Raw genomic sequence first — 17424 nt, forward strand, 5'->3', positions numbered from 1 at the left:
GCGCCGAATCTTTTATAATTCAGGGTTTCACGCATTACACGGTCCATCCAATCCATGAGCGACAGCGACAATACGCTTGCCAAGAGCTTCGAGCCGCAGGACGTCGAAGCCCACTGGGGCCCCGAATGGGAACGCCGCGGCTATGCCCGGCCGACTTTCGACGACGCCCGCGAAGATTTCAGCATCCAGTTGCCGCCGCCGAACGTTACCGGCACGCTGCACATGGGGCATGCGTTCAACCAGACGATCATGGATGGCCTCACCCGCTATCACCGCATGAAAGGTGCCAACACCCTCTGGGTGCCGGGCACGGACCATGCAGGCATCGCCACGCAGATCGTCGTCGAGCGCCAGCTCGACGCCCAGAAGATCTCGCGCCACGACCTCGGCCGCGAGAAGTTCGTCGAGCGAGTCTGGGACTGGAAGGAACAGTCGGGCAGTACGATCACGCGTCAGGTGCGCCGTCTGGGCGCGTCCATCGACTGGAGTCGTGAGTACTTCACGATGGACGACAAGATGTCCCAGGCCGTGCGCGACGTGTTCGTCACGCTGTACGAGCAGGGGCTGATCTATCGTGGCAAGCGTCTCGTGAACTGGGAATCGACCCTGCTCACCGCCGTGTCCGATCTGGAAGTGGTCAGCGAGGAAGAAGAAGGCTCGCTGTGGCACATTCGCTATCCGCTGGCTGACGGCTCGGGTTCACTCACGGTTGCCACCACGCGTCCGGAGACGATGCTCGGCGACGTCGCGCTGATGGTCCATCCGGAAGACGAGCGCTACAAACACCTGATCGGCCAGATGGCCAAGCTGCCGCTGTCCGATCGCGAAATCCCGATCATCGCCGACGATTACGTCGATCGCGAATTCGGCACGGGCGTGGTGAAAGTCACGCCGGCGCACGACTTCAACGATTACGCCGTGGGCCAGCGCCACAACCTGCCGCAGATCAACATTCTCACGCTCGACGCGAAGATCAACGAGAACGCCCCGGAAAAGTACCGCGGACTGGATCGTTTCGACGCGCGCAAGCAGATCGTCGCCGACCTCGACGCACAGGGCCTGCTCGAATCGGTCAAACCGCACAAGCTGATGGTGCCGCGCAGCGACCGCACCGGCACGGTCATCGAGCCGATGCTCACCGACCAATGGTTTGTCGCGATGAGCAAACCCGCACCGGAAGGCACGTTCCATCCGGGCAAGTCGATTACCGAGACGGCGCTCGATGTCGTGCGCAGCGGTGAGATCAAGTTCGTGCCGGAGAACTGGACGACGACCTATAACCAGTGGCTCGAGAACATTCAGGACTGGTGTATCTCGCGTCAACTCTGGTGGGGCCACCAGATTCCCGCGTGGTACGACGATGCAGGCAAGGTGTACGTCGCTCGCACGGAAGACGAAGCGATCGGGAAGGCGCGTGCTAACGGTTACACCGGCACACTCAAGCGCGACGAAGACGTGCTCGACACATGGTTCTCGTCGGCACTGGTGCCGTTCTCGTCGCTTGGCTGGCCGCAAGAGACGCCCGAACTGAAGCACTTCCTGCCGTCGTCGGTGCTGGTGACCGGCTTCGACATCATCTTCTTCTGGGTGGCGCGCATGGTCATGATGACCACGCACTTCACGGGCAAGGTGCCGTTCAAGACCGTGTACGTGCACGGCCTCGTGCGCGATGCCGAAGGCCAGAAGATGTCGAAGTCGAAGGGCAACACGCTCGATCCGATCGACATCGTCGACGGTGTGTCGCTCGACGCCCTCCTCGCCAAGCGCACGACGGGTCTGATGAACCCGAAGCAGGCCGCGAGTATCGAGAAGAAGACGCGCAAGGAATTTCCGGAAGGCATTGCGCCGTTCGGGACCGACGCGTTGCGCTTCACGTTCGCATCGATGGCCACGCTCGGCCGGAACATCAACTTCGATCTCGCGCGCTGCGAAGGCTATCGCAACTTCTGCAACAAGCTGTGGAACGCCACGCGCTTCGTGCTGATGAACTGCGAAGGCCAGGACTGCGGCATGGCGCCGTGCGTGGGGGATTGCGGTCCGGACGGTCAACTGGACTTCTCGCGCGCCGACCGCTGGATCGTGTCGCTGCTGCAACGCGTGGAAGCCGATGTCGCGAAGGGCTTTGCCGACTACCGCTTCGACAACATCGCCAGCGCGATCTACAAGTTCGTGTGGGACGAGTACTGCGACTGGTACGTCGAACTGGCCAAGTGGCAGATTCAGAACGGCACCCCGGCGCAACAGCGCGCTACGCGCCGCACCCTGCTGCGTGTGCTGGAAACGGTGCTGCGCCTGGCGCACCCGATCATCCCGTTCATCACCGAAGCCCTGTGGCAAAAGGTGGCGCCGTTGGCCGGCCGCTATCCGGCAGACAAGGCAGCGGGCGAAGCCAGTATCATGGTGCAGCCGTACCCGGTGGCCGACACGAGCAAGATCGACGAAGGCGACGAAGCCTGGATGCAGCAGTTGAAGGCGGCGGTCGACGCATGCCGCAACCTGCGCGGGGAAATGAACCTCTCGCCGGCCCAACGCGTCCCTCTGCTGGTGGCGGGCGATGTGGCATTCCTCACGTCGATCGCACCGTACCTGCAAACGCTGGCGAAGCTCTCCGAGGTGCAGGTGCTGGCCGACGAAGCCACGCTCGACGCGCAGGCCGCCGGCGCGCCGCTCGCCGTGGTGGGCGCGAACAAGCTCGCATTGAAGGTGGAGATCGACGTCGCGGCAGAGCGCGAGCGCCTCGGCAAGGAAGTCAAGCGTCTCGAAGGCGAGATCGCGAAGTGCCACGGCAAGCTCTCCAACGAGAGCTTTGTGGCGCGAGCGCCTGCCAACGTCGTGGAACTCGAGAAGCAACGATTGGTCGACTTTGAAGCCGTTCTCGGCAAATTGCAGGCTCAGCTCGCCCGCCTGCCCGCTTGAGACGCTCGATAGCTACCAGGGAGATACCAATGAAAACCGTCGTGACCAAAGCCGTGTTCCCCGTTGCGGGCCTCGGCACCCGATTCCTCCCGGCGACCAAGGCGAGCCCGAAGGAAATGCTGCCCGTCGTCGACAAGCCGCTGATTCAGTACGCGGTGGAAGAAGCGGCGGCCGCCGGCATTACGGAGATGATCTTCGTGACGGGGCGCAACAAGCGTGCGATCGAAGATCACTTCGACACGGCCTTCGAACTCGAAGCGGAACTCGAAGCCAAGAACAAGCAGGCGCTGCTCGACGTCGTGCATTCGATCAAGCCGCAGCATATCGACTGCTTCTACGTGCGTCAGCCCAAGGCGCTGGGTCTGGGGCATGCGGTGCTGTGTGCAGAGAAGCTCGTGGGCGATGAGCCGTTCGCGGTCATTCTCGCCGACGACTTGCTCGATGGCGACCCGCCGGTGCTCAAGCAGATGGTCGATCTGTACAACCAGTATCACAACTCGATCATCGGCGTGGAAGAGATCCCCATCGAGCAGAGCCGCTCGTACGGCATCGTCGCGGGCAACGAGTGGGGCGAGAAGGACATCGTCAAACTGACGAATATCGTCGAAAAGCCGGCACCGGAAGATGCACCGTCGAATCTGGGCGTTGTCGGCCGCTACGTGCTGCGTCCGCGCATCTTCGATTGCATTCGCGAGATCGATCCGGGCTCGGGTGGCGAGATCCAATTGACGGATGCCATCCAGAAGCTGATGCAGGATGAAGTCGTATTGGCGTATCGCTACAAGGGCAAGCGCTTCGATTGCGGCAGCAAGCTCGGCTACCTGAAGGCGACGGTGGAGTTTGCGCTGCGTCACCCGGAACTGAAGGACGCGTTCCGAGAGTACCTGCGCGAGACGCACGGCGATCTCGGGTAAGCGTCAGGCACTGCACCAAAGAAAAAGCCGACGGCATGTCCGTCGGCTTTTTTTCACCCGCAGCGCGGTGCAATCAGCGGCGGCGCATCAGGAAGTGGAACGTCTTGCCTTCTTCGCGCGACTCGATGAGTTCGTTGCCGGTCTGCTTGGCAAACGCGCTGAAGTCGCGCGCCGAACCCGGATCGGTGGCAATGATGTGCAGTACTTCGCCGCTCTGCATGTCGGCAAGTGCCTTCTTGGCACGCAGGATCGGCAGCGGGCAGTTCAGACCGCTCGCGTCGACTTCTTTCTGGAATTCCATGCTCTTGTCCCTCTCGTCAGTCCTGTTCGAATCGTGTGCCGGGCTCCCCCTGCAGACCGCGATTCTACCGTAGTCGCCGCACCGCGCCGTCAGCCGGCAATCGACAGCCTCGCCGAATCGACGTATTCGACCGGCAGATTGCGCCGCCGCAGCCACTCGGCCACGGCGTGTCCGGTGCCTGCCCGCCATGGGCGCACCTGCTCCGGCGAAACGAGACGGAACTCGGCAAGTTCTTCCGAGAGACGGATATCGCCATCGCAAACCGCGTGATAGGCGATGATCAACTCGTTCTTGCGCATGAATTCGTAGACGCCGAGCAGCGAAATCGCGTCGGTCTCCAGATTGGTCTCTTCCTTGATCTCGCGCCGAATGCCGTCTTCGGGCGTTTCATCGCGCTCAAGAAATCCGGTGATGAGCGCAAACATGCCCTCTGTCCACGCCGCATTGCGCGCCAGCAGGATCTGGCCGCGGTACTCGACGAGGCCAGCCACGACCGGCAACGGATTATCCCAGTGGACGAAACCACAAGCGGCATCCGGACAGGCGCGGCGAATGCGCCCGGCCACCTCCCGCGAGTCGAGCGACGAAGCGCAACGGGGACAGAAAATTAGTTCGTTCATGATCGTTCTTCCGCGAATTCGAATATCTTAAATGAACTCATGACGCGCTGCACATTCTGAAGATTCCGGGACGCCGGCGGACCAAGCCCGCGAGGGCCGGGGCGTATAATCGTCCAACGTCTTTCGCTCATCGCCCACGACCAAGTGTCAGCCATCCCGCCAAACACCGAGTCCGCCTCAGCTCCCCCGCCCCCATCGCCGACACCTGTGCCGGCGTCGTCGCCATCGCCGTCGCCATCGTTATCGGCCCGTCTGGCCAGAAAGGGGGTAGTACATAGGTCGCGCCGCCTCTGGCACAACTACGGCGTATTCTGGCTCGGCGCAGTGCTCGTGGGCCTGGTCTCCGTGGCGTACGCCAAGCTGATCGACTTCGGCTTCGAACTGTTCCAGCGCATGCTCTCGTATGGCGCATGGCTCCCGCTGATCGTCACGCCACTTGGCGCTGCGCTGGCCATCTGGCTAACGCAGAAGTGCTTCCGTGGCGCCGAAGGCAGCGGTATTCCCCAGGTCATCGCCACGTTGCAGGACTCTCGGCTATCGAAATCGCTGCTGTCGCTGCGCATCATGGTCGGCAAGATCGCGATCTCGTTTCTCGGCATTCTTTGCGGCTTCACGATCGGCCGTGAAGGACCGACGGTCCAGATCGGTGCATCGCTCATGTATGCGATGCGCCGCGGTTATCGCCGCAGCAGCGCGCACATCGAGCGTCAATTGACGCTGGCAGGCGCGGCGGCCGGGCTCGCGGCCGCGTTCAACACGCCGCTCGCGGGCGTCGTGTTTGCCATTGAGGAATTGAGCCGGAGTTTCGTCGCCCGCAACAGCGGCACGCTCATCACGGCCATCATCTTTTCCGGGGTCGTCGCCCTCGGCCTGCAGGGCAACTACCTGTACTTCGGACAGATCAAGGCGCTCACCGAGTTCCGCTGGACGCTGATCCCGGTCTTGGTCGCCGCCAGCCTGCTGACGGGCGTCGCAGGCGGCGTGTTCGGCTGGCTGATGCTTAACGTGCCACGATGGATGCCCGCGTCGCTGGTGGGTCTGCGCCGGGCACACCCGGTGCGTTTCGCGTTTCTGTGCGGGCTGACCATCGCCGTGATCGGCGTGGTCTCGGGCGGCACGACGTTCGGCAGTGGTTATGCCGAGGCGCGCGGCCTGCTCGAGTCGCACGCGGCCCTTTCGCCGCTCTACGCGCTGCTGAAGTTCGCTGCGTTGTGCGTGTCGTACCTGTCGGGGATTCCCGGCGGCATCTTCGCGCCGTCGCTCGCTATCGGGGCCGGGCTCGGCAACGTGATGGCCCACGTCACCTCAGTCATACCGCTCCCGGCCATGGCCGCGCTGTGTATGGTCGGATATCTGGCGGCGGTCACGCAATCGCCGATTACGTCGTTCGTGATCGTCATGGAGATGATCGACGGTCATCAGATGGTGATCCCTCTCATGGCCGTCGCCCTGCTCTCGACACAGGTCTCGAAAGCGATTGCGCCGTCGTTCTATCACACGCTGGCGCATCGCTTCCTCACGCCAACGGCGCCCGCGCCGCGACAGGGGTGAATGGCGCGACCGCCTCGCGGCGGTCGATCAAGCCTTCACGCTCAGTTGCCGGATATCCGCAGCCAGGCGCTCGACCGTCTCCGGGCGGGTATCCCACGCACACATGAAGCGGCAGCCACCCGCACCAATGAACGTGTAGAAGCGCCAGCCCTTCGCACGCAGCGCTTCGATCACGTGCAACGGCAATTCCGCGAACACGGCGTTGGCTTGTGTCTCGAACATCAGCGACACGCCCGGCACATCGCGAATGCGCTGAGCGAGCAATTGCGCCATCGCATTGGCGTGGCGTGCGTTGCGCAGCCATGTGTCGTGTTCCAGCATGCCAAGCCACGGCGCGGAAATGAAGCGCATCTTCGACGCCAATTGCCCCGCCTGCTTCACCCGGTAGGCGAAATCTTCGGCCAGCGCGCGGTTGAAGAACACCACGGCCTCACCCACCGGCAAGCCATTCTTCGTGCCGCCGAAGCAAAGCACGTCCACGCCCGCCCGCCAGGTCACGTCGCCCGGATGACAGCCCAGTGCCGCGACCGCATTGGCGAAGCGGGCACCGTCCATATGCACACGCAGATTGCGCCGCTTGGCAACGGCCGAGATCGCCTTGATCTCGTCGACCGAGTAGACGGTACCAACTTCCGTCGCCTGCGTGAGCGTGACAACCTTGGGCTTCGGGAAGTGAATGTCCGAACGCCGGTTGATGACCGACTCGATGGCGTCTGGCGTGAGCTTGCCGTTGTTCTCGCGTCCACGCGCGGTGAGCAGCTTCGCCCCGTTGGAGAAGAATTCCGGACCACCGCACTCGTCGGTCTCGACATGTGCCAGTTCATGGCAGATGACGGAGTGATACGACTGCGATAGCGACGCCAGTGCGAGCGAATTGGCTGCCGTGCCGTTAAAGACGAAGAAGACCTCGCAATCCGTGTCGAACAACTGGCGAATGCCGTCGCACACGCGCTGCGTCCACGTGTCGTCGCCGTAAGCAACTTCGTGGCCGCTGGCGTTTGCTTCAATCAGATAATGCAGCGCCTCGGGGCAAATTCCCGCGTAATTGTCCGACGCAAAGTGTTGCGGCGTTTGGGCCGGTTCGCTGCTGGCGCCGGCATGGGTGGCGGCGTGAGGACTCGATAGGGACGGGACTTGCGACATGACAACCTCATCAATACGGCAGGGACGCCCTGAGCATCCCCGCCTCGGATCTGCCGGCGGCCCCTGCGGTGAGCACCGGCTCGCCCGGTTTTACTCAGGACGCGGGTCCGACCACAGCGTGCCTGCGGTCGACCAGTTCTCGGGCTTGACGTCAGTAATGATGATGTCCACCGACTCTGCCTTGCAACCGATCGTCTTCACCGCCGCTTCCGTGACGGCTTTGACGAATGCGCGCTTTTGCTCGACCGAGCGCCCCTCGAACATCTCGACGTGAAACGTTGGCATTGCAGTCTCTCTCCTTATGTCGTTATCAAGATTGGCAGCACTGCCGCCTCTCCTATCTCTCGGGCAAAGCCTGCTGGCTTGCCTGACGCTCGCGACGGCACGCCTGCGCAGCGGTCAATCGCGAAACGAGGCGTCTATTTTATCCAGTTTGCGTAGTAGTGCAGGCCACTCCAACACGCCTTCGATGGCGCCGCCGTCTTCGAGCTGAACGGCGGTCTTATCCTGCACCGCCACGCTGGGCAAATGCGGCGCCACACCGCCCGCCAGCGCCAGCAACTGGATCTCGCACGCCTTGACCAGCGTGGCCATCAGCACAAACGCTTCGGCGACCGTGCGCCCCGTCGTCAGCGTGCCGTGATTGCGCAGCAGCATGGCCGGATGCGCGCCGAGCGAGGTCACGAGCCGCTCGCCCTCCGACGGCGAAAACGCCAGCCCTTCGTAGTCGTGATAGCCGATACGCTCGTGAAAGCGCAGGGCATGCTGCGAGATCGGCAGCAATCCATGCGGCTGGATCGACACTGCGATGCCCGCCGTATTGTGCAGATGCATGACACACGCGGCGTCAGCACGCGCCGCATGCACCGCGCCGTGCAGGGCAAACCCAGTCACATTCACGGGGTGCTCGCTCTCCCCGACGATCTCGCCGGCCATCGTAATCTTCACCAGATTCGATGCCGTCACCTCGTCGAATGTCAGACCGAACGGGTTGATGAGAAAGTGCCCCGGCTCGCCCGGCACCATCGCAGAGATGTGGGTGTAGATGAGATCGTCCCAGCCGTGCAGTGCAACGAGCCGGTAACAGGCCGCAAGATCGACGCGCATCCGACGCTCGGCGTCGCTCATGGCAGTGGCGGCCTTTCTGCCCGCCTGCAGGGTAAAGGACATGGATAAGTCTCAGAGAAAGGAGATATCGGACCGGCAGACGGCGACACGCAGCACAGGCGCTTCAGCGCGCGTGCTCAAGTGAACGCCGCCAATCCCACCCGAAGCCGATCGCGCCGAGCACGAGCACACCGCTCGCGCACAGCAGCGCTGCGGTAAAGCTGCCGGTGGCCTCGACGAGTGGCGCGGCCACCAGCGGCCCGACGATCTGCCCGATCCCGTACGATGCCGTGACCAGACCGATCAGGCCATTGGCATTGTCCCCACGCAGGCGTCGGCATTCGCGCACCGCGTACACGGTAATCGCGGTGAACGGCAGCCCTACGAGCACACTCCCCAACGCGAACCCCACGGCATTCGGCAGCACGATACCGATTCCGACCCCCAAGCCTTGCGTGACGTAGCACGCGGCGAGCAGCAGCCGGTTGTCCCAGGCCAGCGGCGCACGCGCGCCGATGATGGCCCCCGGCATCACCATGAGTCCGAGCAGCGGGAAAAAGAGGTCGGGCCACGGCGACCCTGGGAGTGCCTGACGCGCGATAACCGGCAGGAAGGTCGCCGTGATGATGTAACCGAATCCGGCGAAGCCGTAGAGCACCGTGACCGGGATGACGCTCTCGCCGCTGCCATGATTGACCGCGTGAGCGGCAGCATGCGAGGGCGTGCCGCCAGAGGATTTGACGGTATCGGCGGTCTTCGCCGGTTCGGCGACATCGGCCGCGAACGTGCGCCAGATCACCACGAGCAATATCAGCGCCAGTACCCCACACAACAACCAGCCGCCACGCGCGGGCCACGTCAGCGTGTTGTTCAGGTTAGCAAGCAACCCCGTGACCACAATGCCTGCGCCGGGACCGGCAAAGATCACGCCGCCGAGACTCGGCATACGCAGCTCACCGAGCTTGCGGAAGCCCCACCCCGCCGAAAACACCATCGCCCATGCGCTCATCACCCCCGCCAGCGTGCGCACCACGGCCCAGACGGCGAACGACTCGAGCAGCCCCATCGCCAATGTCAGCGCGACGGTCGCCGCCAGCGCGAAACGGATGATGAGCGTCGGCGTGAAGCGCAGCCACATGCATGACAACGCCCCGATGAAGTAACCCGCGTAATTGAGGGAAGCGAGCCAACTGCCATGTTGAATATCGGTGAGCCGCTCATGCAACATCAGCGGCAACATCGGCGTGAAGGCAAAGCGGCCAATGCCCATGGCGATGGCCAGGGCAAGCATGCAGGACAAGGCGATGCGCCACGCCGCACGCTCAGGCGATGGCTGATGCAACGAGACGGTTCTGTCGGAATCGGCGAGTGTGGCTGGCATGGCGATAGCTTTGTGGGAAACCACGCACCGGTGCGCGCAGCTTTCCGAATACTTTACATGCAAACCATTCCCGGATGCGGGGGTTCCCCTGCGTCGCGCAGGGCCATGGACCGTATTTGCCGTTCGAGCTCTGGGGCTCCTCACTGGAATGAAACGCTGGAGCCCTTCGCTTCGGCATCCTTGCTAATACTGAAACTGTACTGTGTGCGCGTCAGGCCACCCGACGGCACGGGATCATCCACTTTGCCAATGCAAAACGCGCACCGAAGTGCGCGTTTTGCTCAGGCCATCCCGGTAAATCACCGGAGCCAGCCAATCGAACCGGGGCAGCAGCCTGTGCTGCCGCCTTTGCCGGATCGGATCTCGTCAGACCTTGCCGGCCACCCAGCCCTGCACGCCGGCCAACGCCTGCGGCAGTTGCGACGGGTCGGTACCGCCAGCCTGCGCCATGTCCGGACGGCCACCGCCCTTGCCGCCGACCTGCTGCGCGACGAAGTTGACCAGCTCACCGGCCTTGACCTTGCCAGTGGCGTCGGCCGTCACGCCCGCGATCAGGCTGACCTTGCCGCCCTCGACAGCCGCGAGCACGATCGCCGCGCTCTTGAGCTTGTCCTTGAGCTTGTCCATCGTCTCGCGCAGCGTCTTGACGTCGGCACCTTCGAGTTGCGCGGCCAACACTTTCAGACCGTTCACGTCGACCGCCTTCTCGACCAGCTCGTCACCCTGGCTCGAAGCGAGCTTCGACTTGAGCGCCGCCAGCTCCTTCTCGAGCGACTTGACCTGCTCCTGCACCTGCGCGATACGCGGCGTCAGTTCGGCCGGCTGGGTCTTGAGCGCAGCAGCGGCCTCGTTGACCTGATCGTCGAGCTTCTGCACGAATCGCACCGAGTTGTCGCCGGTAATGGCTTCCACACGGCGGATACCGGCGGCAACACCACCTTCCATCACGATCTTGAACAGGCCGATGTCGCCCGTACGTGTCACGTGCGTGCCGCCGCACAGTTCGCGCGACGTTCCGATATCGAGCACACGCACTTCGTCACCGTACTTCTCGCCGAACAGCGCCATCGCGCCGCCCTTGACGGCATCGTCGAAGGACATCAGCGCAGCTTGCGTCGGGGCATTGGCCAGCACTTCGGCGTTGACGATGTCTTCCACACGACGGATTTCGTCGGCGGTCATCGCGGCGTTATGGGCGAAGTCGAAACGGGTCTTGTCGGCGTCGACGAGCGAGCCCTTCTGTTGCACGTGCGCGCCCAACACTTCACGCAGCGCCTTGTGCATCAAGTGCGTAGCCGAGTGGTTGCGAACGGTGCGTGCACGGCGCACGGCATCGACCTGCGCCGTGACTGCCTCGCCCACCTTCAGCTCGCCCGACGCCAGCGTGCCGTAGTGACCGAATACGTCGGCCTGAATCTTTTGCGTGTCCGACACACCGAAACGTGCGCCCCCTGAGGTGATCAGGCCCTGATCGCCCACCTGACCGCCCGATTCAGCGTAGAACGGCGTGGTGTCGAGCACCACGATACCTTGCTGACCAGCGCAGAGCTTACCCACGCTCGTGCCGTCAACGTAGAGCGCCGTTACCTTCGCGCCTTCGAGCACCAGCTTGTCGTAGCCCTGGAAGCGGGTCTTGTCGCCGCTATATTCGAGCGCCGTCGCCATCTTGAACTTGCCCGCAGCACGGGCCTGTTCACGCTGACGCGCCATCGCGGCGTCGAACGCAGTCTCGTCGACCGTGATGCTGCGCTCGCGGCAGACGTCGGCCGTCAGATCCAGCGGGAAACCATACGTGTCGTGCAGCTTGAAGGCGAGTTCACCGTCGAGCGTGGTCACGCCGCGCTTGGCCAGATCGGCCAGCGCGCCTTCGAGAATCTCCATGCCGTTCTCGATGGTTTCGCCAAAACGTTCTTCTTCCTGCTTGAGCACATCGGTCACGCGCTGCTGCGCCTGCGTGAGTTCCGGATAGGCAACGCCCATCTCGGCGACCAGATCCGGCACGAGCTTGTAGAAGAACGGCTTCTTGCAGCCCAACTTGTAGCCGTGACGGATCGCGCGGCGGACGATACGGCGCAGCACGTAGCCACGGCCTTCGTTGCCCGGAATCACGCCATCGACAATCAGGAACGAGCAGGCACGAATGTGATCGGCGATCACCTTGAGCGAGTTCGCGGCGAGATCGGTCACACCGGTCTCACGGCCAGCGGCCTTGATCAGGTGCTGGAACAGATCGATTTCGTAATTGCTATGCACGTGCTGCAGCACGGCCGCGATACGCTCAAGCCCCATGCCGGTGTCCACGCAGGGCTTGGGCAGCGGCGTCATGTTGCCCTGCTCGTCGCGGTTGAACTGCATGAACACGAGATTCCAGATCTCGATGTAGCGGTCGCCGTCTTCTTCCGGCGATCCCGGGGGGCCGCCCCACACATCAGCGCCGTGGTCGAAGAAGATTTCCGAGCACGGACCGCAGGGGCCGGTGTCGGCCATCTGCCAGAAGTTGTCCGAGGCATAGCGCGCGCCCTTGTTGTCGCCGATGCGGATGATGCGCTCGGTCGGCACGCCGACTTCCTTCGCCCAGATGTCGTAGGCCTCGTCGTCTTCCTTGTAGACGGTGACCCAGAGTTTGTCCTTCGGCAGCTTGTAGACCTCGGTCAGCAGTTCCCACGCATATTGAATCGCTTCGCGCTTGAAATAGTCGCCGAACGAGAAGTTGCCCAGCATTTCGAAGAACGTGTGGTGACGCGCCGTATAGCCGACGTTCTCCAGATCGTTGTGCTTGCCGCCCGCGCGTACGCTGCGCTGGGCCGTGGTCGCGCGCTTGTACGGGCGCGTCTCGAGACCGAGGAAGACGTCCTTGAACTGCACCATGCCGGAGTTCGTGAACAGCAGCGTGGGGTCATTGGACGGCACGAGGCTCGACGAGCGCACGATGGTGTGCCCCTTCGACTCGAAGAAGTTGAGGAATTTTTCCCGAATGTCTGCGACTTTCATAGGGTACGTGAGCGTGGGGACCGGGCGAGCTAAGCCAAGCCTGGTGGGTATTTTGCAAACTTTTGATTATACGGGAAATCGACCCTGCCACCGCGTCGCGCCACCAACCGCACTGCGAAACGACGCTGGTCAGAAGCGAACGGCAGGACGTAGACTCATCGCCAACAGTTCCGCATTGCAAAACATTGTTCCGCGCAATGCCGGCGATCACGAACAATCACGAACGCAAAGGAGATACGAATCGATGGGCGCGCTGAGTCATATCCGGGTGTTGGATCTTTCGCGAGTGTTGGCGGGGCCGTGGGCCACGCAGAATCTGGCGGATCTGGGGGCGGACGTGATCAAGGTGGAGCGTCCCGGTGTGGGCGACGACACGCGTAGCTGGGGCCCGCCGTATCAGCGCGACGCCGAGGGCAACGACACGCAAGAAGCCGCTTACTATCTCGCAGCCAACCGTAACAAGCGCTCGCTCACGCTCGACATCTCGCGCCCGGAGGGGCAAGCGATCGTGCGTGCGCTCGCCGCGCAAAGCGATGTCGTGGTCGAGAATTACAAGGTTGGCCAACTCGCGAAGTACGGTCTCGACTATGCGTCGCTCAAGGCCATCAAGCCGGATCTCGTCTACTGCTCGATCACGGGCTTCGGCCAGAACGGCCCGCACGCGTCGCGCGCCGGGTACGACTTCATCGTGCAAGGCATTGGCGGCTTCATGAGCATTACCGGCGAGCGCGACGGCCTGCCGGGCGGCGGCCCGCAGAAGGCGGGCGTTGCTATTGCCGATCTGATGACGGGCATGTATGCGAGTCTAGCAATCATGGCCGCGCTCACCCACCGTGACCGCACGGGCGTGGGGCAGTACATCGACATGGCGTTGCTCGACACGCAGGTCGCCATGCTCGCCAACATGAACACCAACTATCTGGCGAGCGGCAAGGCGCCCGTGCGCTGGGGCAACGCGCACCCGAACATCGTCCCGTACCAGACCTTCCAGACAGCCGACGACGGCTGGATCATCGTGGCCGTAGGCAACGACGGTCAGTTCCGAAAGTTCGTCGAGGCGGGCGAAGCGCCGGGGCTCGCCGACGACGCACGGTTTGCGACCAATCCGTCGCGCGTGCGTCACCGCGACACGCTCGTGCCGATCCTCGCGCAGATGGTGCGCAAGTTCGGCAAGGACGCCTGGATCGACAAGCTCGAGGCGGCTGGCGTACCGTGCGGCCCGATCAACACGCTGCCGGAAGTCTTCGCACATCCGCAAGTCATCGCCCGCGAGATGGCGGTCGAATTGCCGCATCCGTCGGGCGGCGTCGCACGCATTGTCGCCAGTCCGATGAAGATGAGCGAGACGCCACCCGTTGCCCGCAGCGCCCCGCCGACGCTGGGGCAGCACAGCGATGAAATTCTGCGCGAGCGGCTCGGGTTCGACGACGCCAGAATCGCGCAACTGCGCGGCGACAGCATCGTCTGACGCCCACGAAAATGGGCCTGGCGCGAACCCAATCGCGACAGGCCCTGCCTGCCGGCGCAACCTACGTTCGATCCACGTTCGATCCACGTCCGATCCACGTTATGCGCCGATTCATCACGCGGGCAACGTCCGCGCTCCCGTCTACTCGTACTGCTTGCCCTCAGCGAGCAGTGCCGGCGTGCCGATCACCGCGTTCAATCCATCGAAATCGAGCATGCGCTCACGCCATGCCGCCGTGGTGCCTTGCGCATGCAGATTGGCGTAATACCCCTGCAGCGTATTGGCGACAGCGCGCGCCGTCCCGCCTGGGAAGATCACGATGCGAAAGCCGATATCGGCGAGCGCCTGCGCGCTTTGCACGGGGGTCTTGCCGCCTTCGACCATATTGGCGAGCAACGGCACGCGCTGTGCGAATCGCGCGCACGCCGCCGCCATCTGCTCCGGGCTGCGCAGCGCCTCGATGAACAACGCATCGGCGCCCGCCTCGAGATAGTGCTCGGCACGATCGAGCGCGGCATCGAGGCCTTCCACCGCCACCGCATCCGTGCGCGCGAGAATCAGGGTGCTCGCATCGTGGCGCGCATCGACCGCCGCGCGCACCTTGCCGACCATCTCCCGCACCGGCACCACGCCCTTGCCGTCGAGATGACCGCAGCGCTTGGGGAAGGTCTGATCCTCCAACTGAATCATCGCAGCCCCGGCGCGCTCGAAGCCGCGCACCGTGCGTTTAACGTTGAGGGCGTTGCCGAATCCGGTATCGGCATCGACGATCACGGGAATGTCCACGCGCTCGGCAATCCGGGCCAGCGTGTCTTCGACCTCCGGATAGGTTGTCAGTCCGATGTCCGACCGGCCAAGCCGAGTGTAGGCAATCGATGCGCCCGACAGATACAGTGCCTCGAACCCCGCTTGCGCGGCGATGAGGGCGGACAGCGCGTCGTAGACACCGGGCGCGAGCAGCACACCGCCGTCCAGGCGCTGTTTGAGAGACGACGAGGTCGTCATGCGGATGTCTCCTGAGAAGGTGATTTGGCCGCGAGCACGTCAACCGCTGTATGTGCCGCGAGAAATCCGCCCGCGACGGCGGAGAGCAGGCCGTTGCCCGACAGATAACCCCAGACGGCGTTGCCCGACACGCCGCGTGCCGCACCACCGGCGGCAAGCAGATTGGGCAACGGCGTGCCGTCGCGCGTCAGTACACGGCAACAGACGTCGATATCGAGCCCGCCCTGGGTATGGAACAGCGCGCCGGTCACTTTCACTGCGTAATACGGCGCGGCAATCGCTCGCGCGAATGTGCGTCCGTCACCGGCGGTGGCACCAGGCGCGACCCTGTCGAGCGTCTCGCGCAGTGTCATCACGTCACAGCCGATGACGCCGGCGAGCGCATCGATATCGGCGCAGGTCTTGAGCGCCCCGGCGGCCTCGGCGTCCTGAAAGTCCGGGAAGGTTCTGGCAAGCGCCAGTGTTTGTGCATCGAACACATTCCACGCAATGCCGTCCGGTTGCGCCAGCACGTGGACAGCCGCCTCGGAGTAGCCCTGCGTCTCGTCGTGGAAGCGCCGCCCCTGCCGATTGATCTGGATGCCACCGTCCATCATGACGGCCCACGAAATCAGCACGCCGTGCGGACTCGCCCAAGAGCCATGCCCTTGATAGCCGCCCAGATCTGCCAGTGCCGCGCCCATTGCTTGCCCCCAGAGGAGCGCACTACCGTCGTTGCCTTCGTGGCCGCCATATACCGCGTGCGTCATCTCCGGCAATAGCTCGGCACGCAGCGCGGCGTTACCGCCGAAGCCATTGCACGCCAAGAGCAGCACGTCGCAGCCGAAGTACTCCATTGAACCGTCCGGGCGCAGTCCGCCGACCGCGCGCACACGCCCGGACTCGTCCACCCACAACTCACGGACCAGCGTGCGCGTGAGGATGGGCGCGCCGGTCGCCTGCACGGCGCGCTCGAGCGCCGCCATGAGCGCTGCGCCGGTGCGCTCTGGCAAGCTGTGCATGCGACGCACCGTGTGGCCGGGGTAGAGAAAGCCGTCGAGAATCTCGAAGCGCAGTCCATGACGCGCCAACAGATCCATCGCTGGCCCAGAGGCCTGCGTGTAGGCACGCACGAGGTGCGCGGCAGCCGTGCCTTGCGTTTTCGCTGCAATGTCGTCGGCGAACCGGCGGGGGCTATCGTCGATCCCTGCCGCGCGTTGCACGTCACTTCCGGCCGCCGGGATAAAGCCTGACGAGAGCGCCGTGGAGCCGCTGGGCACGGCGTCGCGCTCCAGCAGCACGCAATCGACGCCGGCGTCTTGCAGCGCCAGTGCGGCCGTCAGCCCGCAGGCGCCCGCGCCGACGATCACGACGCCGACGTGCGGCAGATCGTCCGCCGATGGCAGGCCGCGGCGAATCACTGGCGCGCTCATGCGGCAAGGCGGCCGGTAAAGGCCTCGCAAGTCAGGATCTCACCCACCGTACACAAATCGGCGAGCGCAGCGTCGTGCGCGGCAGGTGTGGGGGCCGCACAACCGTCCGAGAGCACGAGCACACGGTAATCGCGCATGTGCGCGTCGCGCGCGGTGCTTGCCACGCCGCCATTCGTCACAATGCCGCACACCGCCACGGTCTCGATCCCCGCGCGACGCAGCACCCAGTCGAGCTGCGTGTTGAAGAACGCCGAATAGGCCACCTTCCACACCGACATGTCGACGTGGCGCGCAAGCACGTCGACCGTCGCATGTCCCGGTGTGCCGGCCACGAAGTCGCCGCGCCGCAGAAACGGCCGCAGCTGCTTCAGGTGCGGTGAGATCATCGGCTCGCCGTTCGCGTCGGGCCAGAGCGTGAACTGACTCGCCGCCACGTAGCCACCGGCCGCCTTGAGCGACGCCGCGACCGGCGCCACGCGCGCCGGGAGCGCCTGTGCCTGCGGCGTGGCCGCGCCTCCCCGGTCATACGCGCCACCCGGCGTGATGAAGTCGTTCTGCAAGTCCACGATGACGAGCGCCGTGCGCGAACTGTCGAGCTTGAGCGTTTGACTCATG

Annotated in this window: 14 protein-coding genes; 4 read left to right on the forward strand and 10 right to left on the reverse strand. The window is 63.9% G+C overall.

The window, feature by feature from the left end; genetic code table 11:
• Positions 1-54 precede the first annotated feature (54 nt).
• Both PBR20603_RS21445 and galU read left to right on the forward strand, forming a co-directional pair.
• On the forward strand, positions 55-2916 hold the full coding sequence (locus PBR20603_RS21445) for a valine--tRNA ligase (RefSeq protein WP_150561480.1): 2862 nt from the start codon (positions 55-57) through the stop codon (positions 2914-2916).
• Between the two features lie 29 nt (positions 2917-2945).
• Positions 2946-3830 carry a UTP--glucose-1-phosphate uridylyltransferase GalU gene (galU, locus tag PBR20603_RS21450; RefSeq protein ID WP_150561481.1) on the forward strand — a complete coding sequence of 295 codons (885 nt, stop codon included), beginning with the start codon at positions 2946-2948 and terminating at the stop codon, positions 3828-3830.
• A 73-nt stretch (positions 3831-3903) separates the two neighbouring features.
• Here galU and PBR20603_RS21455 read toward each other — a convergent pair whose 3' ends face one another.
• Together PBR20603_RS21455 and PBR20603_RS21460 are read right to left on the reverse strand one after the other, a co-directional pair.
• A complete protein-coding gene (locus PBR20603_RS21455) occupies positions 3904-4131 on the reverse strand; it encodes a sulfurtransferase TusA family protein (RefSeq protein WP_017231876.1) in 228 nt (75 codons plus the stop codon).
• 89 nt (positions 4132-4220) lie between these two features.
• Complete coding sequence (locus PBR20603_RS21460) at positions 4221-4751, reverse strand: NUDIX domain-containing protein (protein ID WP_150561482.1); 531 nt, start codon at positions 4749-4751, stop codon at positions 4221-4223.
• A 252-nt stretch (positions 4752-5003) separates the two neighbouring features.
• Between PBR20603_RS21460 and PBR20603_RS21465 the strand changes: the two genes are divergently transcribed.
• Positions 5004-6302: a chloride channel protein gene (locus PBR20603_RS21465; protein WP_150561570.1), complete on the forward strand. Its 1299-nt coding sequence runs from the start codon at positions 5004-5006 to the stop codon at positions 6300-6302.
• 27 nt (positions 6303-6329) lie between these two features.
• Here the strand turns inward: PBR20603_RS21465 and PBR20603_RS21470 are convergent, their stop codons facing one another.
• The 5 genes from PBR20603_RS21470 to alaS all read right to left on the reverse strand — a co-directional run bounded on the left by PBR20603_RS21470 (position 6330) and on the right by alaS (position 12924).
• On the reverse strand, positions 6330-7445 hold the full coding sequence (locus PBR20603_RS21470; RefSeq protein WP_246174913.1) for a threonine aldolase family protein: 1116 nt from the start codon (positions 7443-7445) through the stop codon (positions 6330-6332).
• A 90-nt stretch (positions 7446-7535) separates the two neighbouring features.
• Positions 7536-7748 carry a 4-oxalocrotonate tautomerase gene (locus PBR20603_RS21475; RefSeq protein ID WP_281356093.1) on the reverse strand — a complete coding sequence of 71 codons (213 nt, stop codon included), beginning with the start codon at positions 7746-7748 and terminating at the stop codon, positions 7536-7538.
• 96 nt (positions 7749-7844) lie between these two features.
• A complete protein-coding gene (locus PBR20603_RS21480) occupies positions 7845-8615 on the reverse strand; it encodes a class II aldolase/adducin family protein (protein WP_150561484.1) in 771 nt (256 codons plus the stop codon).
• Between the two features lie 61 nt (positions 8616-8676).
• Positions 8677-9933 (reverse strand): YbfB/YjiJ family MFS transporter, encoded by a 1257-nt coding sequence (locus PBR20603_RS21485; RefSeq protein ID WP_150561485.1) that lies wholly within the window; start codon positions 9931-9933, stop codon positions 8677-8679.
• A gap of 366 nt (positions 9934-10299) precedes the next feature.
• Positions 10300-12924 carry an alanine--tRNA ligase gene (alaS, locus tag PBR20603_RS21490; protein ID WP_150561486.1) on the reverse strand — a complete coding sequence of 875 codons (2625 nt, stop codon included), beginning with the start codon at positions 12922-12924 and terminating at the stop codon, positions 10300-10302.
• Positions 12925-13168: 244 nt separating this feature from the next.
• Between alaS and PBR20603_RS21495 the strand changes: the two genes are divergently transcribed.
• On the forward strand, positions 13169-14392 hold the full coding sequence (locus PBR20603_RS21495; RefSeq protein ID WP_150561487.1) for a CaiB/BaiF CoA transferase family protein: 1224 nt from the start codon (positions 13169-13171) through the stop codon (positions 14390-14392).
• A 141-nt stretch (positions 14393-14533) separates the two neighbouring features.
• Here the strand turns inward: PBR20603_RS21495 and PBR20603_RS21500 are convergent, their stop codons facing one another.
• The 3 genes from PBR20603_RS21500 to PBR20603_RS21510 are packed head-to-tail and all read right to left on the reverse strand — an operon-like array spanning position 14534 to position 17423.
• Positions 14534-15397, reverse strand: coding sequence for an isocitrate lyase/PEP mutase family protein (locus PBR20603_RS21500; protein WP_150561488.1), 864 nt, complete (start codon positions 15395-15397; stop codon positions 14534-14536).
• Positions 15394-16809 (reverse strand): FAD-dependent oxidoreductase, encoded by a 1416-nt coding sequence (locus PBR20603_RS21505; protein WP_150561489.1) that lies wholly within the window; start codon positions 16807-16809, stop codon positions 15394-15396. The genes PBR20603_RS21500 and PBR20603_RS21505 overlap by 4 nt, the downstream gene beginning before the upstream one ends.
• Positions 16806-17423, reverse strand: coding sequence for a cysteine hydrolase family protein (locus tag PBR20603_RS21510; protein ID WP_150561490.1), 618 nt, complete (start codon positions 17421-17423; stop codon positions 16806-16808). Before PBR20603_RS21510 ends, PBR20603_RS21505 begins: the two co-directional genes overlap by 4 nt.
• Position 17424 lies beyond the last annotated feature (1 nt).

Origin of the sequence: Pandoraea bronchicola (assembly GCF_902459805.1) — a bacterium.
Classification (GTDB): domain Bacteria; phylum Pseudomonadota; class Gammaproteobacteria; order Burkholderiales; family Burkholderiaceae; genus Pandoraea; species Pandoraea bronchicola.